Below are 17,241 nucleotides of genomic sequence, written 5' to 3'. Positions count from 1 at the left end.
TCACAATTCTTATCTTAATACAACCGTTTATATAAGTAAATAACAAGAAAGTTATTGTTTTTGATAAGTTTTACTTATTATATTTTTGATTACAATTAATTTTGGCGTGATTGGACAGCTAACAGAGTCAATTTCTATATACCTTTTAGGGGTTTTTTTAAACAAATATTATTGCAAAAAAGCAATTTTTTACCGAATGAGGGCTGGTTTACAGGCAAAAGATATGAATGCGGAGGTGAGAATTTTGGCGAAACGAAAAGCAAACCATGTACGTCCAGGCATGAACGCAGCTAAAAGCCAGGGGCAGGGAGCCGGCTTTAACGAGGAATATTCAAATGAGCCATTGACAGAAGCCCAGAAACAAAACAATAAAAAACGCAAGAAAAACCAGTAACATCACCTAATGGCTTGTTCCCCGAAATATTACAACAAAAAAACCCCTTGTAAAGGGGTTTTTGCGTGACGATTAGTCAACAGTATTGACTTCCTGGATGATCCTCGACAAATCGCGCTGAAATTGCTCAAGCTGGCCGCGTTGATGTTCACTCGCTGTTTCAAGGGCATTTTCGATTTGGGCAAATGCTTCATTGACCTCATTTTGCAGGTGCTTCAGCTGATGGCCGTAGCTTGCGCTGTCGCGCACGATTTCATTATATAAGCCGCTGGCTTCGGCGAATCCTTGCTCTGCCGCCTGAAAAGCCTGCTGTTTGTCTTTATGGTAGGGCATGTTTTCACTCCTGTTAATCAAGATGTAGTGTTAAATTGTGCAGTCGGCCGGGAAAATATTCGGTATAAAAACAACTGCAAAAAACATCCTAATGTTAGGAGGGATGGCAAATGAACAAAAACGACAGCAAAGATATGCACAAAAATGCCCCAAAAGGGGACAATACAGGTCAGCCTGAACCTTTAAGCGGCTCCAAGAAAGTGAAAAACCGCAACCATACAAGACAAAAGCATAATTCCGGGCACGATATGTAGAACATGGCAAAGAGGCTTGTCCCTTACTCTGGAGACAAGCCTTTTTCAATTTTGCTCAGGCAGGCAGCAATGATTCCTGCCTCTTCTTCAGAAACGGTCCGGAGATCAAATATCGTTTCTTCCTGGCGTATTCTTGCTATGATCGGCACCCCATCCTGCTCCCTTAGTTTTACGGCAAGCTCAACTGCAGTAATGCCTGGCATCCTGACCGCCGCTGCAAAGGTCGGCAGCTCAACATCCGGCATCGTCCCCCCTCCGACCATGCTCGTGCTTTCCATCACCCTCACCTCGGATTCAGGGCAGCCTAAACGTACTTCAGCAGCGAATGCTTCTGCCCTCTTCTTAAGGTCATCCTTGCCGGCAAGCATATCGCGGATGACAGGAATCTCCATTAATGCTTTCTCATCTTTTACATATGCTGAAAGCGTTGCTTCCAAAGCAGCCAAGGTCATCTTATCCACTCTTAGCACTCTTGCCAGCTGGTGCTTTTTCAGCTTATCGATTAAATCTTTCTGTCCTGCGATGATTCCTGCCTGGGGACCTCCGAGCAGCTTATCACCGCTGAAAGACACAATGCTCGCGCCGGCTTTCAGCACCTCGCTTACCACAGGCTCTTCCCCAATCCCATGCTTGCTGTAATCATACAGCACCCCGCTTCCGAGATCTTCGTAATAGATAAGCCCGCTCTTTGCAGCTTCTTCTGCCAGTTCAGTGGCAGGAACACTTTTGGTAAAGCCGACGATCTTGAAGTTGCTCGTATGTACCTTCATCAGCATCGCCGTATCCTCTGTTACTGCTTCCTTATAATCACGGAGATGGGTTTTATTCGTCGTTCCCACTTCTACCAGCCTGGCCCCGGATTCCTGCATAATGGAAGAAATCCGAAAAGAACCGCCAATTTCAACCAGCTCTCCCCGGGAAACAATGACCTCGCTGCCAGAAGCCAGCGCTCTCAGCACGAGGAATACGGCAGCCGCATTGTTATTGACGATCATTGCCGCTTCTGCACCCGTGATCTCCTTAACCAAACCTTCAACGAGATCATGGCGGGACCCCCTGCTGCCTTTTTCCAAATTGTATTCAAGATTAGAGTAACTACTGGCAATGCTGGACATATGTTTAACAGCAGCCTCTGAAAGCCTTGCCCTTCCCAGATTGGTGTGAAGAATGGTGCCTGTTGCATTGATCACTTTTTGTAACGCAAAGCTGTATTTTTGCTCAGCGGCAGCTTCGATATTATTGAATAAACGGATCAGAAATTCCTTGCTTCCCGGCTCGGGACCGCTGTAGTTCCCTGACAGGATCGCCTGTCTTACTGAGTCAAGCGCCTCCTTGATCAGCTCGGCAAAACGGCTGTGCTCAAGCCCCAGCCTTTCCTGCAGGCTAAGTGCCCTTTCATCCCTCTGCATCTCGTGTACAGGGGGGATCTGTCTGAGAATATTGTTCACTTTTTTAATCCTCCAGCATATTAATTAGAAGTATTATACCATTTTCACCCTGTGCGGTTCTAATGAATATAATGGTCGCAACAAGGGGGCATTATTATGGGAAAGAACAGCGAAGATAATCCATTCATGGAAATGGAAAAATGGATGGAGCATTTCTTTCTTGATCCGCTGACTTCTTATCTTGATCAATCAGCTTTCCGGATCGACATATATGAGACGGATGCGGAATATATTGTGGAAGCCTTGCTGACAGATTTCACAGCTGCGATGCTTTCCGTCATATTAAACGGCCATGAGCTGATCATCAGGGCAGAAAAGGATAAAGAGGCAGTCAGCCGGGAAGTCGATTTTCCATTTCTTATAACAGAAAAACAGGTTACCTCCCGATTTTCCTGCGGCATACTCGAAGTATTCATTTCCAAAACCAGTAAAGGCTCCGGCAAAGATCGCAAGGTGCCTGTACAATAACCGGCCATTTAGAGGTTAAATATAACGGAAGCCCCGCTCCAAAAAGAAGGCGGGGCTGTTCCTATTGTCATATCATTTTATCAATGATTTCCTGGCTTTTAGGAAAGACGCCTGTCTCAAGCTTTGAATAGATTTTGCTTCCATTCACTGTCACTTCAAAGGCGCCGCCTGAACTGGGGACCAGCTCCATTTTTCCTACTTCAGACCGGAAATGATTAAATAGGTCCTCCGCGAAACTCGCGGCTTTTGGTGCGTAGTTTCACATCATGCAGAATTCTACCTTCACTTCATACTTTGCCATCAATTATCCTCCTCTCCTGCCAAGTTTGTATTAATTGTAGTACAAGCATCCCGGGGCCTGCAACCGTGCTGTCTTTCTCTCATTTTCATTTTTGAGGAATATGGGCTTCGCTCATTCGAAATACAGCATACTTTTTTAGAACATGAGCTGTTAGATTTTTAAAGGCTAAACAGGCAGCAGGCAGTATACGATCCTTATATCGGACAGCATGTTAGAATAGTAATAGGGACCAGCCCGATAGAGTATAAATCTAATTCTTTTTAGCATAGAAGGTGAAAATATATGAATATTGACCGATATCTAGCCAGGATTCACGCAGATATAAAGGAGCCGGGACCTGAAGCGCTGGCATATCTGCAAAAAAGGCATATGCTAAGCATACCTTTTGAAAATCTGGATGTTATCAGGAAGGTCCCGATCAGTTTGGACAGGGATCAGTTTTACAAAAAAATAGTGGAAAACAGCAGGGGCGGTTTTTGCTATGAGCTGAACGGCCTCTTCCAAACCCTTCTTTCCGAGATGGGCTACAGTTCAGCCCTTATCTCCGGTACAGTCAAAACACCGGGCGGATGGGCCAGGGAAAACAGCCATGCTGCCATACTGGTCTTTCTAGACCAGCCGTATTTGACAGATGTAGGCTTCGGGGACTCTGCCAGGCAGCCTATACCGCTTGATGGCACTGTGATGGAGGATGCTAGCGGTAAATATAAAGTCAGGAGTCTGGGAGGCGGCTGCTACGATTTGATGCATTATGCAAGCGGGGAATGGGTCATTAAGTACCGGTTTAATGATGAAAAAAGAGACTTGGATTTTTTCCAGGATTCCTGCGGCTTTAATCAAACGTCAGCAGAATCGCCATTCACCAAAGATGATATTATAACGATTGCAACAGTAAACGGAAGAATCACGCTATCAGGGCACACACTGGTAAAAACAGAGAACGGGGAAAAGTCTAAAACAGATTTAGACAAGACTTCAAAACTGGTGGCGCTAAAAGAGTTCTTTGGAATAGCAGCGGAATAATTGCTTCATATAGAAAAAGCTGGCGGAGATGGTCTCCTGCCAGCTTTTTTCACCTTATTAAACGGTTGTAACTTTCAGCTTTTCCAGCATATCTGCCGTCATTTTAGCAAGATCGTATTCAGCCTTAAAGCCCCATTCTTCTTTTGCTGCTGTGCAATCGATTGAATTCGGCCAGCTGTCAGCAATTGCCTGGCGGACTGGATCCACTTCATAGCTAAGTTCAAATGAAGGAATATGCTGGCGGATGGCTTCAGCAATCTCTTCAGGCTCAAAGCTCATTGCCGCAACATTGAATGAGTTGCGGTGCTTGAGCCGGCCTGCATCAGCTTCCATCAAATTGATAATAGCATCAAGGGCATCCGGCATATACATCATATCCATATATGTCCCTTTATCGATATAAGAGGTATACTTGCCTTCTTCAATCGCTTTATAATAAATTTCCACAGCATAGTCGGTAGTACCGCCGCCTGGAGGAGTCACATAAGAGATCAGGCCTGGGAAGCGCAAGCCTCTCGTATCCAGGCCGAATTTATGAAAATAATAATCGCAAAGGAGCTCCCCGGCAACTTTATTGACCCCGTACATTGTCGTTGGACGCTGAATGGTATCCTGCGGAGTAGAATCCTTTGGAGTAGATGGACCGAAAGCGCCGATTGAGCTTGGCGTAAAGAACTGGCTGTTCAGTTCCCGTGCAGCTTCCAGTGCATTCATCAGGCCGCCCATATTAAGGTTCCATGCAAAAACCGGGTTTGCCTCAGCCGTCGCAGACAGCAATGCTGCCATATGAATGACTGTATCAGCATTATGCTTCTTTGCTGTATCAAACATAGATTTAGCATCCGTAACATCCACGATTTCAAAAGGGCCGGACTGGGCCGCCTCAGAATCATTCCTGCGGATATCAGTTGCAATGACATTATCGGTACCATATATATTTCTAAGCTTGACAGTCAGCTCTGAACCGATCTGGCCAAGAGCACCTGTAATAAAGATCTTTTTCATCGTTTTCCTCCACCTAAATGCGTCGTTTCATATCTATATTTGATTCTTAAATGATACCCATTTCCTTGCCGACCTTTTTGTAGATCGAAAGTGCCTGGTCCAGCATATCCTTCGTATGTGCAGCTGTCGGCATATTGCGGACACGCCCGGTGCCCCGCGGAACAGTTGGGAACACGATTGATTTAGCATAAACGCCTTCGTCATTTAATCGTTTGCTGAATTCCTGGGTAGCCACTTCATCCCCGATAATGCAAGGAGTGATAGGCGTTTCACTGTCTCCAATATTGAAGCCGAGCTCCTTAAGCCCCTTTTTCAGATAATCGGCATTTTCCCAAAGCTTCTCGTTCAGTTCAGTGCTTTCCATAAGGATGCTGATAGATTCGATGCAAGCAGCTACATCTGCAGGTGTAAGGGACGTTGAAAATAAGAATGGGCGGCTTCTGACTTTCAGCCAGTCAATCAGCTGTTTCTTCCCGGCCACATATCCGCCGACAACACCAATGGCCTTGGAGAGCGTACCGATTTGGAAGTCCACTTTATCGGATAACCCAAAATGCTTAACTGTACCTGCGCCTTTGCCGAGTACACCAGATCCATGTGCATCATCTACATATGTGATCAGGTCGAACTCTTCTGCTATTTCCACGATTTCAGGTAGCTTCGCAATATCTCCATCCATGGAGAATACTCCATCGGTGATGACCATGACTTTATTATATTGTCCGGACTCTGTCGCTTCCTTTGCTTTCGCACGCAGATCTTCCATATCAGAGTGGTTGAAGCGGATGATTTTCGCACGGGACAGCCTGCAGCCGTCAATGATGGAAGCGTGGTTCAGTTCATCGGAAAGAATAGCATCATTTTTGTCCATGACTGCAGAGATGGCAGCCATATTACAGTTAAAGCCTGATTGGTAAGCAATGGCTGCTTCTGTATGCTTGAATTCTGCCAGTTTTTCTTCCAATTTGATATGGATATCCATTGTGCCGTTGATTGTCCTGACAGCACCTGCTCCTACACCGTATGTATCAATTGCCTTTTTGGCACTATTTTTGAGCCTGTCGCTTGTAGCAAGGCCAAGGTAATTATTTGAGGATAAATTTATCAATTCTCTTCCATTGATTTTGATCATTGGACCGTTCGGGCTTTCAAGCGGATCAATTACATTATAAAGGCCCCTGCTTTTCAGATCCTCGAGATTTTCATTTAAAAAGCTATCCAAGGTTTTGCTGGACATAATAATCCCTCTCTTTATATAGAATTTAATGTCATCTGTAAATATACATCTGTACTCCTCACAAAGACATTTCGACATTCGAAAAAGACTTATATATCAAGGAGTTCCTTACTAATTACTTTAACATATTTGATTGAATTGTACACATGAAAAGGACAACATTGAAGGTGCTTTTATTTTTCCCAATAGGAATTAATCTTAGTTGTAAATTAAAGAGGAAACCTTCAAGCTACCTCTGAATTGTAGACAGATCAAAATGCCATTTGTCTTCAATTTTGGCTGAAAAATGGGGCTGCTGATTTTCGTTACAGGCACTTCGCTTTCCGCGGGGCGGCGCTGAGCCTCCTCTTCGCTTTGCTCATGCGGGGTCTCAGCTTTGCCGCTATTTCCCGCAGGAGTCTGAGTGCCTTCCACTACAATCAACAGGGTTTAATGACATTTATTCTATGTAAAACCAAATTTCTTTTGATTAGGAAACTGCCCTTTGAATGAATAATTCTACCTGACCTAATTGATGATTTTTGTATTAGATATATCTTTCATTTCAACTGTTAGTTTTATTGTCTCTTTAAATTGTTAATTTTATATTAAAAAAACTTGCCTGAAATCAGGCAAGTTTCTTCTTAGTATTGTGGTACTGGAGGATCGAATCCTAAAACTTTTTCACCATCAACTGTCAGCCATACATAATAATGGTCAATTTCAGTTTTAAGTAGTTTTTCAAGCTTCTTGATAATTTTCTCTTGAGCTTCAAAAGTAATTTGCGCTGTTTCTTCTCCAAGCTCGACACCTTGTAATCCTAGCATATCAGCAATCGCTCTTGCTTCATCATAAGATACCTCTACATATTTGTCGTACTCAGGCAGATAAGCTGCTTCTGCAGGCTTAATGCTGAAAACTGCACCAATTAATAGTGCCATGACCAAAACGCTGATCTTTTTCATTATTTTTCCCCCTTTTTAAATTTTGTCTTTCATTTTAAGGAAAATATCAACAATGTACGGATTGTACATAGTTCCTTTGCATCTGAGTATTTCTTGTAATGCCTCATCTTTTGTTTTTCCTTTTCGATAGACTCTATCGCTTATAATGGCATCATAGGAATCTACAACTGCTATAATAGAAGCCTCAATGGAAATTTCTTCGCCTTTTAGTCCGTATGGATAGCCCTTGCCATCATGTCTTTCATGATGCTGCTCTACTATCTTTCCTGCCTGAATTAAGATTGGCAGGCCAGTCTGCTCAAGAATTTCTTTCCCGAACTCGGAATGTTTTTTCATGATTTCCCATTCCTCATTAGTCAATTTCCCTGGCTTTCTCAAGATCTCAAGAGGTATTTTCAACTTGCCAACATCATGCAGAAAGGAGGCTATATTTAGACTCATCAGCTGTTTGGAATTAAAACCCAAATACTCACCAAACAACATAGACAGCTTATTAATCCTGCTGCAGTGGTCAACGGTGTATCCATCTTTTTCTTCTATTGATACAGCCAGATCCATCAGGTTTTTAGTTATCATGCTGTAATGGTGGAAAACCGGCTGGGATGTAACATATAAGAATTCTGTCGTTTCTTCAGCCTGAAAGTAATAATGCTCCTTGACAGGAGTTTTATAAAAGGAATCTCCAGCTTTATACGATTTCTTAGGATTATCTGATTGGAGAATCAGCTCTCCTGAAAGAATATGTATAAATTCCATAGCATTCCAATCTTCCTGTGGTTCAAGGCCCCATCTCGTATCGGCATGCAATTTATGATATATAACCTCTGTACCATCGCCAGATGCGATCAGGGAAATCTGCAAGCCTTTCATGTGGACTGTTTCAATGAAACGATCTTCATTTATAATGCCCACTGTATTACCCTCATTTCTATTTCTAAGATTGCTGTCGAATCAAGAAGAAAAGATTGTCAAATTTCTTCTATTCTCCAACATTATAATACATAAAGTTAAATAGTAATATAGAGAATTAGAAAAATAAACAAGAATTTACATATTTTTTTTGGTAAATAATGAGAAAGTCCTATAAATAGCGCAACAGCAGACATTAAACTGCCAATCTTTGCTGCAGCAGGTACCAAAAGAAGCAGTATTTTCGCTGTTATCTTGGCTTTTCGCTTAAAATTCATTGAATAAACATACAAAAAAATGATTAGTTTACTCACATTGCTTTAAAGGAAAATGAACAGTAGACATGAAAACAGACAAAACTGGCTCGTATACATATTTGGAGGTTATTTAAATGAAGCATCCGTTAAATGTTACTTCGGAGATAGGGGAATTAAAGTCGGTTCTTCTGCACAGACCCGGCAAGGAGGTAGAAAACCTTACCCCTCAATACTTAAAGAGGCTGTTATTTGATGATATCCCCTATTTGCCGGCGATTCAAAAAGAACATGATTATTTTGCTGGAGTTTTGAGCAATCGGGGCATTGAAGTTCTTTATCTTGATAAGCTTATGACAGAGACGCTTGCACAGCCTGAAATCCGCAGCCGGTTCACGGAACAGATCCTGATGGAAAGCCAGTCCAATGTGAATGGCTCTTTTGAGGCGGTCTCTGAGTACTTGAATTCATTGCCGGCTGATGAACTGGTTAGGAAAGTGATGGCCGGGGTACGGAAGAATGAAATTGATTTAAAGGAAAAAGTGCACCTTCATGAAATCATGGCGGATTCTTACCCTTTCTTCCTTGATCCAATGCCAAATTTATATTTTACAAGAGATCCTGCAGCTGTCATCGGCAAAGGCATAACCATTAACAATATGAATGAACCGGCGAGAAGGCGCGAATCAATTTTCATGGATTATATCATCAAGCACCACCCCCGCTTTAAAGAGCATGATATTCCCGTTTTCTTTAATCGGGATGAACATTATACACTCGAAGGCGGAGATGAGCTGGTGCTGAGCAGAGAAGTTGCTGCTATAGGTGTCAGTGCCAGGACATCTGCACAGGGAATTGAAAAGCTGGCAAGGGAATTGTTTGCCCGCCAGGAGGAAATTAAGAAAGTAGTAGCTGTCGAGATTCCTAAATCCCGGGCCTTCATGCATCTGGATACTGTGTTTACAATGATTGATCATGATAAATTCACCTACCATCCTGCGATTGAGAACAGCGACGGGAAAATGAAAATTTATATTCTCGAGCAGGGGCATTCTGGTGAACTGAAAATCACAGAAAAGGACAGCCTTGTGGAAACCCTGAAGGAAGTCCTGAATCTTCCTGAACTGGTCCTCCTGCCATGCGGCGGCGGAGATGTCATTGCAGCAGCCAGGGAGCAGTGGAATGACGGCTCCAATACCCTGGCAATCGCCCCTGGAGTAGTAGTTACCTATGACCGCAACTATGTTTCCAATGATATGATGAGGCAAAATGGAATCGAGGTGCTCGAGATCATGAGCTCTGAACTTTCACGCGGCAGAGGCGGCCCGCGCTGTATGAGTATGCCGATTGTCAGAGGAGAACTGTAAAAGGGCCTGGATGGCCCTTTTCTTTTGCTCTTTATTCAAACCACGCCTCGGTAAGAGTCTTTATCCCTTCTGCAATTTCTTCGGCAGAAAGTCCTCCAAATCCCAGCATGATCGAATCATCACCATCTCCATTTGCCCAATACTGGTTCGCAGAATACACTTTCACACCATTTTTGGCAGCCCTGGCAGCAAGCTCTTCACTTTTCCTTCCTTCCAGCTTTATGAGGATATGAAGCCCTGCCTTTTGTCCAATCACAGCCGCTTTATTTCCCATCATAGAACTTACCGACTCCAGCAGCATTTTATGCTTTGCCTGATAAAGGACACGCATTTTCCGGATATGCTGGTCAAAGTCTCCTTCCTTCAAGAAGCGTGCTGCAGCTTCTTGCATTATGGGAGAGACTGGCTGGCTGTACAGGCTGAAGTCCCTTTTATAGCCAGCTATAAGGGCCGGCGGCAAAACCATGAAGCTCAGTCTGGCTGCAGGAAGAAAGGATTTTGAAAAAGTCCCAAGGTAAATGACGCGATCATTTTGATCGAGACTTTTAAGCGGCGGAATCGGCTGTCCCTGATATCTGAACTCGCTGTCATAATCATCCTCCACAATATAACCGCCAGTTTCCTCAGCCCATTTCAGCAGCTTCAGCCGTTTATTGATTGATAGGACCATACCGAGCGGAAATTGATGGGAAGGTGTCACATAAACCGCTTTTGCGCTCTTTTCTGCAAGCTCTTCAACACTGATCCCATCTTCCTCCACAGAGACGGGTTCTACTTTTCCTCCCTGATGCATCAGTACTTTCCTCACCCCATCATAGCCTGGGTTTTCCATCGCTATCACTTCTCCGCGAAGCTCGAGTATACTCATAATCACTGAAATGCTATTTTGCGTTCCTGAAGTGATGATGATTTGTTCTGTAGTGCACTCTATCCCCCTTGATCTGTACAAATACCCTGTCAGCTCGGTCCTCAGGGACAATTGGCCTTGCCTGTCTCCATATTGCAGAAAAGAGAGATCGAATGCTGCTTCAGACAGGGCGTTTTTCCATCTCCTGGCTGGGAAAGCAATTGCATCAATATGGCCATATTGAAAATCAATTTTTGGTTTTGCCTGCTCTTCTTTTAAAATAACAGGCAATTGTTCTTTAACCTGTTTCAAGGGAAATTCATCTATTTTGTTTACAACGATTCCGCTCTTCGGCCTGCTCTCGGCATACCCTTCTGCAATCAGCTGGTGATACGCCTCTTCTACTGTATTTTTGCTTACGTCCAGAAATCGCGAAAACTTGCGGATGGAAGGAAGCTTTTCCCCTGGCTTCATTTTTCCTGACTCGATTTCCGACTTGATATACTGATATAGCTGCACATATAAAGGCAGCTGGCTTTCCCTGTCTAAAAACGGCGTCATCGTACACTCCCATCTGACCCTTTAAGATTATATGGAACTGTCACTATAAAGATGGTCACATTGATATTAATCTGAATATACCATAAATATCTAAGGAGTGGAGTATATGTTTCCAATGCGCCAATCAATGCTAGAAGTCAAAGATCCTGAAAAAATCAGCACCTTCCTTAAGCAGGCCAGAACAGGATATCTTGGACTCAATGACAGTTCTTACCCTTATGTGGTGCCTCTTAATTATATTTGGCAGGATGATTGTATCTATTTTCATGGAGCCTCAGAAGGAAGGAAAATGGAGCTGCTGAATAATAGGCCTCATGTCTGCTTTACAGTAAGCGAAGATTTTGGCACACTGCCCGACCCCGTCCCCGCAAAAACAGATACAGCTTATATGAGTGTAATGGTTTTTGGGAAAGCATTTGTGCTAGCCAATGTAGATGAAGCAACTAGGGTTATGCAGAACATGCTGGACAAGTATGTACCCACCTACTTCCAGTCACCTCTGCCAAAAGCCCATCTAGAAAAATACCGCTCCTCGCTTGGAAGCAGGACGGCCGTCATTAAAATCATTCCTGACATTATAACTGCGAAAGAAAATGCAGCTGAAAATGAAAAAAAGTACTATCCAGGCAAAACAGCGGCTGTCGACCTTAGGTGAAGAATATTAAAACATTCGGGGGATTTCAGTCAAAAATTCCATATAAAAAAGACGTGCAGCCTCCTGCACGTCTTTTTTCAAGATTGAACAGCTTCTTCTTCAAGCTTCTTCATTCTCTCAGACACTTCCTCTTCTGTAAGGCCGTGTTCACTGATATAGCGGTTGCGCGGATGCACCCGGCATTCATGGCTGCAGCTGCGCAGATACTTATGCTCATTTTCTTCAGAGGTCAGAATTTGCTTGTTGCATTCAGGGTTTGCGCATCTTACATACCTCTCGCAAGGTTCGTTTGTGTAATAATCACGGCCGACGATGACATGCTCCTCCTGATTGACAGGAACGCTGATCCGGTCATCGAACACATAGCATTGGCCGTCCCACAGCTTGCCGCGCACCTCAGGATCTTTACCATACGTCACGATTCCTCCGTGCAGCTGGCCGACGTCCTCAAAACCTTCTTTTAGAAGCCATCCTGAGAACTTTTCGCAGCGGACGCCTCCAGTACAATAAGTCAGGATCTTCTTGCCTTCAAACTTATCTTTATTTTCCTTGATCCATTCAGGAAGATCGCGGAAATTTTGGATATCCGGCTTAATCGCCCCCTTGAAATGTCCAAGGTCGTATTCATAGTCATTTCGTGCATCAAGGACGACAGTATCAGGGTCCTGCATCTTTTCGAAAAATTCTTTTGGTTCTAAGTGTGTCCCTGTCAGCTTTAATGGATCGATATCATCTTCAAGGCTCAGGTTCACGAGTTCTTTTCTCACTCTGACGCGCATTTTTCTGAATGCATGCCCTTCTGCTTCATCAATCTTGAAAACTGTGCCTTCGAATAAAGGATGATTGTCCATCATGTCGATATAGGCCTGTGTCTGCTCCACTGTGCCTGACACAGTGCCGTTGATGCCCTCTTCAGAAATCAGCACGCGTCCCTTAAGGCCAATGCCATTGCAGAAATTCAAGTGCTCTTCCCTTTGTGCCGCAGGATCTTCTATATGAACATATTTGTAATAAAGCAAAATTCTATATGATTGTGTATCCATGATTTTTTCTTTCCTTTCCAGACCAAATGCAAGATTCTGTTCCGGCAGGCAGCCCTATACCGGATTTTTCAACACATTCTATTATAACAGCCATATAAAGGGTGTCAAAAACATTGTTTCCCCTTAGCCGGGAAAAATGGACTGCCTCGAATGATAATCGGCATCTAAAACACCTGGTTTACACTATTGTTTTTTAGTATGATGTAAAGATGGATTATACATGCAAAGCGAGGAATATAAACGATGAGTTTATTAAATGCAGATCTTTTAAGCCATACTTTTGGCGATAGAACTTTATTCAAAGATGTGTCCTTCTGCAGGAAGACCATGTCAGACTTGTTGGCGCAAACGGAGCCGGAAAATCGACTCTTATGAATATCATAACCAATCAGCTGATCCATGACAGCGGCAAAGTGGAATGGACTCCAAATGTGCATTACGGCTATTTGGACCAGCATACAATCCTTACTCCTGGCAGGACCATGAGCGATTTGCTGAAGGATGCATTCCTTTATCCCCCCTGCTGAAAGGCATGGGGATTTTTTTTCCTCAACTGTCTTTTGTTTCACACAAATTATATTTCAATAAAACCTCCGCCCTCCTGTCCTTCTTTCACGGACATATTCTGAAACTTCTTTTACGTTCATAGACTTATGATAGATTTTGGCGAAAAGGAGCTGAAAAGATGGACGGTACAGCTGTCTCTTTTAATTCAAGCTTTGATCCATATGTATATCAGGCCGCCCTTTCTTTGATAGGAGATTCTATAACGGTGCAGACAACTCATGGATCCGTAAGGGGCGTCTTGATTAATGCGCTGCCGGACCATCTGGTAGTCGAGTCTGCCGATACACCATTCTATATCCGCATTCAGCAGATTGTCTGGATATTTCCAGGCTAACAACCCAGTGGGAGGAAAAATATGTTCAAAAGAATAAACAGGCTGGCGATCGAACTCCCTGAGCCGTCTCATGGTGACATGAATGCTGCAGCTGCCGTCCAGGAGCTGCTCGGGGGCAAGTTTGGGGAAATGTCTACTCTCAATAACTATATGTTTCAATCCTTTAACTTCCGGAGTAAAAAGAAGCTGAAGCCATTCTACGATCTGGTCGCCAGCATCACCGCAGAAGAATTTGGCCATGTGGAGCTTGTGACAAATGCAATTAATCTGCTCTCGAAAGGAAATACCTTTCCTGGTGATCCGGATATTGCACCTCTGCAGAACGGGAAAGATGCACGGAACACCTATCATTTTATCGCCTCTGCCCAGACAGGTCTTCCCGGCGATTCAATGGGAAGGGCATGGACCGGGGATAATGTGTTCAGCAGCGGCAATCTCGTGCTGGATCTTCTTCATAATTTTTTCCTGGAGGTTGGTGCCAGAACCCATAAAATGCGGGTGTATGAAATGACAGACCATCCTGTTGCCAGAGAAATGATCGGCTATCTGCTGGTAAGGGGAGGTACGCACATATTAGCCTACGCAAAGGCGCTCGATATCGCGACAGGCGTCGACTTAACAAAGATGCTGCCAATTCCCGATTTAAACAACTCCCGTTTTGATGCGGCGCGCAAGTTTGAAGAAAAAGGGCTCAGCAATGTCCTCTATACATGGAGCGACACGGATTTCAAGGGAATAGGACAGATATGGAAAGGGACGAACCCGGAAAACGGAGAGCCATTGAAGGTTATATACGGCACGCCTGAGGGCGGCCCGGTCCCTGACCTTGATGAGCTTCCGGAAGAATTTGCACCTGGCATTACAAAGGATGACTATGAAAGGATCGCCAAACGGCTGCTGGAGGGACTGTAAAAAAGGCTTAAACAGATTAAAACTGGGAAAACTGACATTATCTTTTTTTAGCGTTGGGAGAGGTCATTTTGTTCCTGTTTATAAAAATTCTGGTATTATACCTTGTAACGATCGCAATCATGCGGCTGATGGGGAAGTCTTCCATTGTCCAGATGACCCCTTACGACCTTGTAGCCATTATCATTGTCGGCACGGTCGCCTCCGAACCCTTGATCAGCACAGAATTCTGGCCTACCCTCGGTTCCCTGGCCATCCTGGTTGTGCTTCATATCTGCTTTTCTTACTTAACCCTGAATCAAATCGGGAACAGGTTCTTTCTGGGTGAGCCTTCTATCCTGATTAAGGATGGAGAAATCATTGAGGATCAGCTGGAAAAAGCGCATTTGTCAGTCTCACAGGTTCTATCAATCCTCCGGAGCAAAGGATTTCCAAAAGTATCTGATGTCGAATATGCTGTACTGGAACCTATCGGGGAAATCAGCGTTATTCCTAAAACGGCAAACACCCCTGTTACTGTCGAGCATCTCAATATTAATATTCAGGATGAAGGCCTTCCTATTTCTGTCATAGTCGACGGAAAGATCCAGCTCAGAAATTTAAAGCTGCTGCATCTTACAAAAGAATGGCTGACAAAAAAGCTGGATGAAAACAGCCTTTCAGCTAAAGAGATCCTCTATGCTTTTGTAAATCAGAAGACAAAGACCCTGATTGTCAATAAAAGAGGAAAAGGCAAACTAACGATTAAGAATCACCGCTGACAAGTAAAGGAGCCGCCTTTTTACAGGCAGCTCCTATTTTCATGATTGTGCTGATTGGGACAATTCACTCCTCAACACGAATTTCTGCAGCTTTCCGCTGGCATTACGCGGCAGGCTTTCACAGAAGATATATTTTCTCGGCCGCTTATAATTGGCGATCCTGCTGCTTTCCTTGCACCAGCTGTCCAATTCTTCCTCTGTTACTGAAGGATCTTTTTTTACAACGAATGCCGTCACAGTCTCTCCCCACCTGTCATCCGGCTGGCCGATGACTGCTGCATCCAAGACTCCGCTATGTTCAAACAGCACATCCTCAATTTCCCTCGGGTAGATATTTTCACCGCCGCTGATGATCATATCATCCACCCTGTCCCTTACCCATAGGTAGCCTTCTTCATCCATGGCACCGATGTCGCCTGAATGGTACCATCCTTTATATAAAGCTTTTTCTGTCTCTTCTTCCATATTGTAATAGCCTTTCATCATGCTTGGGCCCCTCACGATAATTTCCCCTGACTCTCCTGCCGGGAGGATATCTTCAGGATCTGATGGCCCATTATCGTTCGGCCTGACAATCCTGATTTCATGATTCAGGCATGCCTGCCCGGCAGAGCCTGCTTTAGAAAGCTGATCATGCTCAGAAAGGAAGGTGATGGCCGGCCCCATCTCTGTCATTCCGTAAGCCTGGACCAATAAGATCCCAAGCTTTTCCCTGCACAGCTTAACAAGTGCAGGGGCCATCGGGGCCGCCCCATAAAGGCCAAGCTTCAGGCTGTCCAGGCAGTAAGCCAGCAGATCTTCCTGCAATAGCATATTCCACATTGTAGGGGCGGCAAAAAATTTAGTGACCCCCTCCTCCTCAATCAGCTGAAGCACCTTTTTCGGATTAAACTGATGAAGGATGACATTTCCAGCCCCGACATGGATGCGGGGAAGAAAGGCGCAATGCAGCTCTGCACAATGAAACATCGGTGCTGTGACCAGCCCTTTATCGGATGGTTCAAGCTTTGTTGCTGCGACCACTGTCATGCTCTGTTCAGCCATATGCCTGTGTGTATGGATCACTCCTTTAGGCCGGCCGGTCGTTCCGCTTGTATACATGATTGCATAATCATCATTTTCGCTGACATCAGCAAAAACAGGGCTGTCAGAGGCTTGAGAGACTTTTTTATCAAAGGAGGCCGCATAGGAAGGCGGTTCGTCATCAATATACCAGAAAGCAGTTGCAGGAAATTGTTCTTCAATAGTGGAAACTACGCTTTCAAGAGCCTTCTCAAAAACAAGAACCTTCGGGCGTGCATCTCTTAGGATATATGCTGTTTCTTCAGCCTGGAGGCGGAAATTGATTGGATTAAAAACGGCCCCGATTTTAGCACAGGCGAAAAAGACTGCCGCCAATTCCTCTGTGTTATATAAAAATACAGAAACCCTGTCTCCCTTGCTGACACCTTCAGCAGCTAGCGCATGTGCGACGCGGTTGATGCGCATATTCCATTCACTATAAGTGTAACGTCTGTTACTCCTGACATCGTATACGGCCTCTTTTGCCGGATATTTCATTACAGCAAGATCTAAAATCCTTCCTATCGTCACTGTCATGGCGTACCTCCTGAACTTTTTTTCAGAA

At 44.2% G+C, this 17,241-nt stretch carries 18 protein-coding genes and 2 pseudogenes; 10 read left to right on the top strand and 10 right to left on the bottom strand.

The genetic code is table 11. From position 1 onward, the window contains the following. Positions 1–244 precede the first annotated feature (244 nt). Positions 245–394 carry a small acid-soluble spore protein O gene (gene sspO, locus LCM00_RS00715; RefSeq protein ID WP_101547696.1) on the top strand — a complete coding sequence of 50 codons (150 nt, stop codon included), beginning with the start codon at positions 245–247 and terminating at the stop codon, positions 392–394. A 72-nt stretch (positions 395–466) separates the two neighbouring features. Here the strand turns inward: sspO and LCM00_RS00710 are convergent, their stop codons facing one another. Next, positions 467–727, bottom strand: a complete 261-nt coding sequence (locus LCM00_RS00710) for a hypothetical protein (RefSeq protein WP_224896898.1) — start codon at positions 725–727, stop codon at positions 467–469. A 110-nt stretch (positions 728–837) separates the two neighbouring features. Here LCM00_RS00710 and LCM00_RS00705 point away from each other — a divergent pair, with 110 nt between their 5' ends. Continuing rightward, positions 838–981 carry a small acid-soluble spore protein P gene (locus LCM00_RS00705; RefSeq protein WP_101547694.1) on the top strand — a complete coding sequence of 48 codons (144 nt, stop codon included), beginning with the start codon at positions 838–840 and terminating at the stop codon, positions 979–981. A gap of 23 nt (positions 982–1,004) precedes the next feature. On the opposite strand, the gene selA is transcribed toward LCM00_RS00705, so the two are convergent. Next, positions 1,005–2,429 (bottom strand): L-seryl-tRNA(Sec) selenium transferase, encoded by a 1,425-nt coding sequence (gene selA / locus LCM00_RS00700; protein ID WP_224896896.1) that lies wholly within the window; start codon positions 2,427–2,429, stop codon positions 1,005–1,007. Between the two features lie 96 nt (positions 2,430–2,525). Between selA and LCM00_RS00695 the strand changes: the two genes are divergently transcribed. Further along, a complete protein-coding gene (locus LCM00_RS00695; RefSeq protein ID WP_224896895.1) occupies positions 2,526–2,897 on the top strand; it encodes an Hsp20/alpha crystallin family protein in 372 nt (123 codons plus the stop codon). 67 nt (positions 2,898–2,964) lie between these two features. Here LCM00_RS00695 and LCM00_RS00690 read toward each other — a convergent pair. Beyond that, positions 2,965–3,144: pseudogene (locus LCM00_RS00690) on the bottom strand (Rdx family protein); the annotation flags it as partial. A 336-nt stretch (positions 3,145–3,480) separates the two neighbouring features. Here LCM00_RS00690 and LCM00_RS00685 point away from each other — a divergent pair. Continuing rightward, entirely contained in the window at positions 3,481–4,221 is a 741-nt protein-coding gene (locus LCM00_RS00685) for an arylamine N-acetyltransferase family protein (protein WP_224896893.1), read from the top strand. A 57-nt stretch (positions 4,222–4,278) separates the two neighbouring features. On the opposite strand, the gene LCM00_RS00680 is transcribed toward LCM00_RS00685, so the two are convergent. From LCM00_RS00680 to LCM00_RS00665, 4 genes are all read right to left on the bottom strand, one after another. Further along, entirely contained in the window at positions 4,279–5,226 is a 948-nt protein-coding gene (locus tag LCM00_RS00680; protein WP_224896891.1) for an L-threonine 3-dehydrogenase, read from the bottom strand. Positions 5,227–5,272: 46 nt separating this feature from the next. Then, complete coding sequence (locus tag LCM00_RS00675; RefSeq protein WP_101547689.1) at positions 5,273–6,463, bottom strand: glycine C-acetyltransferase; 1,191 nt, start codon at positions 6,461–6,463, stop codon at positions 5,273–5,275. A gap of 623 nt (positions 6,464–7,086) precedes the next feature. Next, a complete protein-coding gene (locus LCM00_RS00670) occupies positions 7,087–7,407 on the bottom strand; it encodes an 8-amino-7-oxononanoate synthase (RefSeq protein WP_224896889.1) in 321 nt (106 codons plus the stop codon). 15 nt (positions 7,408–7,422) lie between these two features. Beyond that, positions 7,423–8,277, bottom strand: coding sequence for an HD domain-containing phosphohydrolase (locus LCM00_RS00665; RefSeq protein WP_224898112.1), 855 nt, complete (start codon positions 8,275–8,277; stop codon positions 7,423–7,425). Positions 8,278–8,707: 430 nt separating this feature from the next. Here LCM00_RS00665 and arcA point away from each other — a divergent pair, with 430 nt between their 5' ends. Then, positions 8,708–9,937: an arginine deiminase gene (gene arcA, locus LCM00_RS00660; RefSeq protein ID WP_224896888.1), complete on the top strand. Its 1,230-nt coding sequence runs from the start codon at positions 8,708–8,710 to the stop codon at positions 9,935–9,937. A gap of 31 nt (positions 9,938–9,968) precedes the next feature. On the opposite strand, the gene pdxR is transcribed toward arcA, so the two are convergent. Then, complete coding sequence (gene pdxR / locus LCM00_RS00655; RefSeq protein WP_224896885.1) at positions 9,969–11,345, bottom strand: MocR-like pyridoxine biosynthesis transcription factor PdxR; 1,377 nt, start codon at positions 11,343–11,345, stop codon at positions 9,969–9,971. A 106-nt stretch (positions 11,346–11,451) separates the two neighbouring features. Here pdxR and LCM00_RS00650 point away from each other — a divergent pair, with 106 nt between their 5' ends. Beyond that, positions 11,452–12,000, top strand: a complete 549-nt coding sequence (locus tag LCM00_RS00650; protein WP_318247585.1) for a pyridoxamine 5'-phosphate oxidase family protein — start codon at positions 11,452–11,454, stop codon at positions 11,998–12,000. Between the two features lie 77 nt (positions 12,001–12,077). Here LCM00_RS00650 and trhO read toward each other — a convergent pair whose 3' ends face one another. After that, a complete protein-coding gene (trhO, locus tag LCM00_RS00645) occupies positions 12,078–13,043 on the bottom strand; it encodes an oxygen-dependent tRNA uridine(34) hydroxylase TrhO (RefSeq protein WP_224896881.1) in 966 nt (321 codons plus the stop codon). A 243-nt stretch (positions 13,044–13,286) separates the two neighbouring features. On the opposite strand from trhO, the pseudogene LCM00_RS00640 reads away from it, so the two are divergent. The 4 genes and pseudogenes from LCM00_RS00640 to LCM00_RS00625 all read left to right on the top strand — a co-directional run. Then, a pseudogene (locus LCM00_RS00640) lies at positions 13,287–13,555 on the top strand (ATP-binding cassette domain-containing protein); the annotation flags it as partial. Positions 13,556–13,728: 173 nt separating this feature from the next. Beyond that, positions 13,729–13,944: a YuzF family protein gene (locus tag LCM00_RS00635; protein WP_224896879.1), complete on the top strand. Its 216-nt coding sequence runs from the start codon at positions 13,729–13,731 to the stop codon at positions 13,942–13,944. A gap of 21 nt (positions 13,945–13,965) precedes the next feature. Continuing rightward, a complete protein-coding gene (locus LCM00_RS00630) occupies positions 13,966–14,856 on the top strand; it encodes a manganese catalase family protein (protein ID WP_101547681.1) in 891 nt (296 codons plus the stop codon). A gap of 53 nt (positions 14,857–14,909) precedes the next feature. After that, positions 14,910–15,614 carry a DUF421 domain-containing protein gene (locus LCM00_RS00625; RefSeq protein ID WP_224896877.1) on the top strand — a complete coding sequence of 235 codons (705 nt, stop codon included), beginning with the start codon at positions 14,910–14,912 and terminating at the stop codon, positions 15,612–15,614. 39 nt (positions 15,615–15,653) lie between these two features. Here the strand turns inward: LCM00_RS00625 and LCM00_RS00620 are convergent, their stop codons facing one another. Next, entirely contained in the window at positions 15,654–17,213 is a 1,560-nt protein-coding gene (locus LCM00_RS00620; protein WP_224896875.1) for a fatty acid--CoA ligase, read from the bottom strand. Positions 17,214–17,241 lie beyond the last annotated feature (28 nt).

The sequence above is a fragment of the Bacillus infantis genome, assembly GCF_020171945.1.
Lineage (GTDB): Bacteria > Bacillota > Bacilli > Bacillales > Cytobacillaceae > Bacillus_AB > Bacillus_AB infantis_A.
This window is presented reverse-complemented; position numbering and strand designations above follow the sequence as displayed.

What these genes read in the sequence shown, in the direction of transcription:
- LCM00_RS00710 (WP_224896898.1), bottom strand. Translation starts at nt 727, where the DNA reads ATGCCCTACCATAAAGACAAACAGCAGGCTTTTCAGGCGGCAGAGCAA.
- LCM00_RS00705 (WP_101547694.1), top strand. Translation starts at nt 838, where the DNA reads ATGAACAAAAACGACAGCAAAGATATGCACAAAAATGCCCCAAAAGGG.
- LCM00_RS00695 (WP_224896895.1), top strand. Translation starts at nt 2,526, where the DNA reads ATGGGAAAGAACAGCGAAGATAATCCATTCATGGAAATGGAAAAATGG.
- LCM00_RS00685 (WP_224896893.1), top strand. Translation starts at nt 3,481, where the DNA reads ATGAATATTGACCGATATCTAGCCAGGATTCACGCAGATATAAAGGAG.
- LCM00_RS00680 (WP_224896891.1), bottom strand. Translation starts at nt 5,226, where the DNA reads ATGAAAAAGATCTTTATTACAGGTGCTCTTGGCCAGATCGGTTCAGAG.
- LCM00_RS00675 (WP_101547689.1), bottom strand. Translation starts at nt 6,463, where the DNA reads ATGTCCAGCAAAACCTTGGATAGCTTTTTAAATGAAAATCTCGAGGAT.
- LCM00_RS00670 (WP_224896889.1), bottom strand. Translation starts at nt 7,407, where the DNA reads ATGAAAAAGATCAGCGTTTTGGTCATGGCACTATTAATTGGTGCAGTT.
- LCM00_RS00665 (WP_224898112.1), bottom strand. Translation starts at nt 8,277, where the DNA reads ATGAAAGGCTTGCAGATTTCCCTGATCGCATCTGGCGATGGTACAGAG.
- arcA (WP_224896888.1), top strand. Translation starts at nt 8,708, where the DNA reads ATGAAGCATCCGTTAAATGTTACTTCGGAGATAGGGGAATTAAAGTCG.
- pdxR (WP_224896885.1), bottom strand. Translation starts at nt 11,345, where the DNA reads ATGACGCCGTTTTTAGACAGGGAAAGCCAGCTGCCTTTATATGTGCAG.
- LCM00_RS00650 (WP_318247585.1), top strand. Translation starts at nt 11,452, where the DNA reads ATGTTTCCAATGCGCCAATCAATGCTAGAAGTCAAAGATCCTGAAAAA.
- trhO (WP_224896881.1), bottom strand. Translation starts at nt 13,043, where the DNA reads ATGGATACACAATCATATAGAATTTTGCTTTATTACAAATATGTTCAT.
- LCM00_RS00635 (WP_224896879.1), top strand. Translation starts at nt 13,729, where the DNA reads ATGGACGGTACAGCTGTCTCTTTTAATTCAAGCTTTGATCCATATGTA.
- LCM00_RS00630 (WP_101547681.1), top strand. Translation starts at nt 13,966, where the DNA reads ATGTTCAAAAGAATAAACAGGCTGGCGATCGAACTCCCTGAGCCGTCT.
- LCM00_RS00620 (WP_224896875.1), bottom strand. Translation starts at nt 17,213, where the DNA reads ATGACAGTGACGATAGGAAGGATTTTAGATCTTGCTGTAATGAAATAT.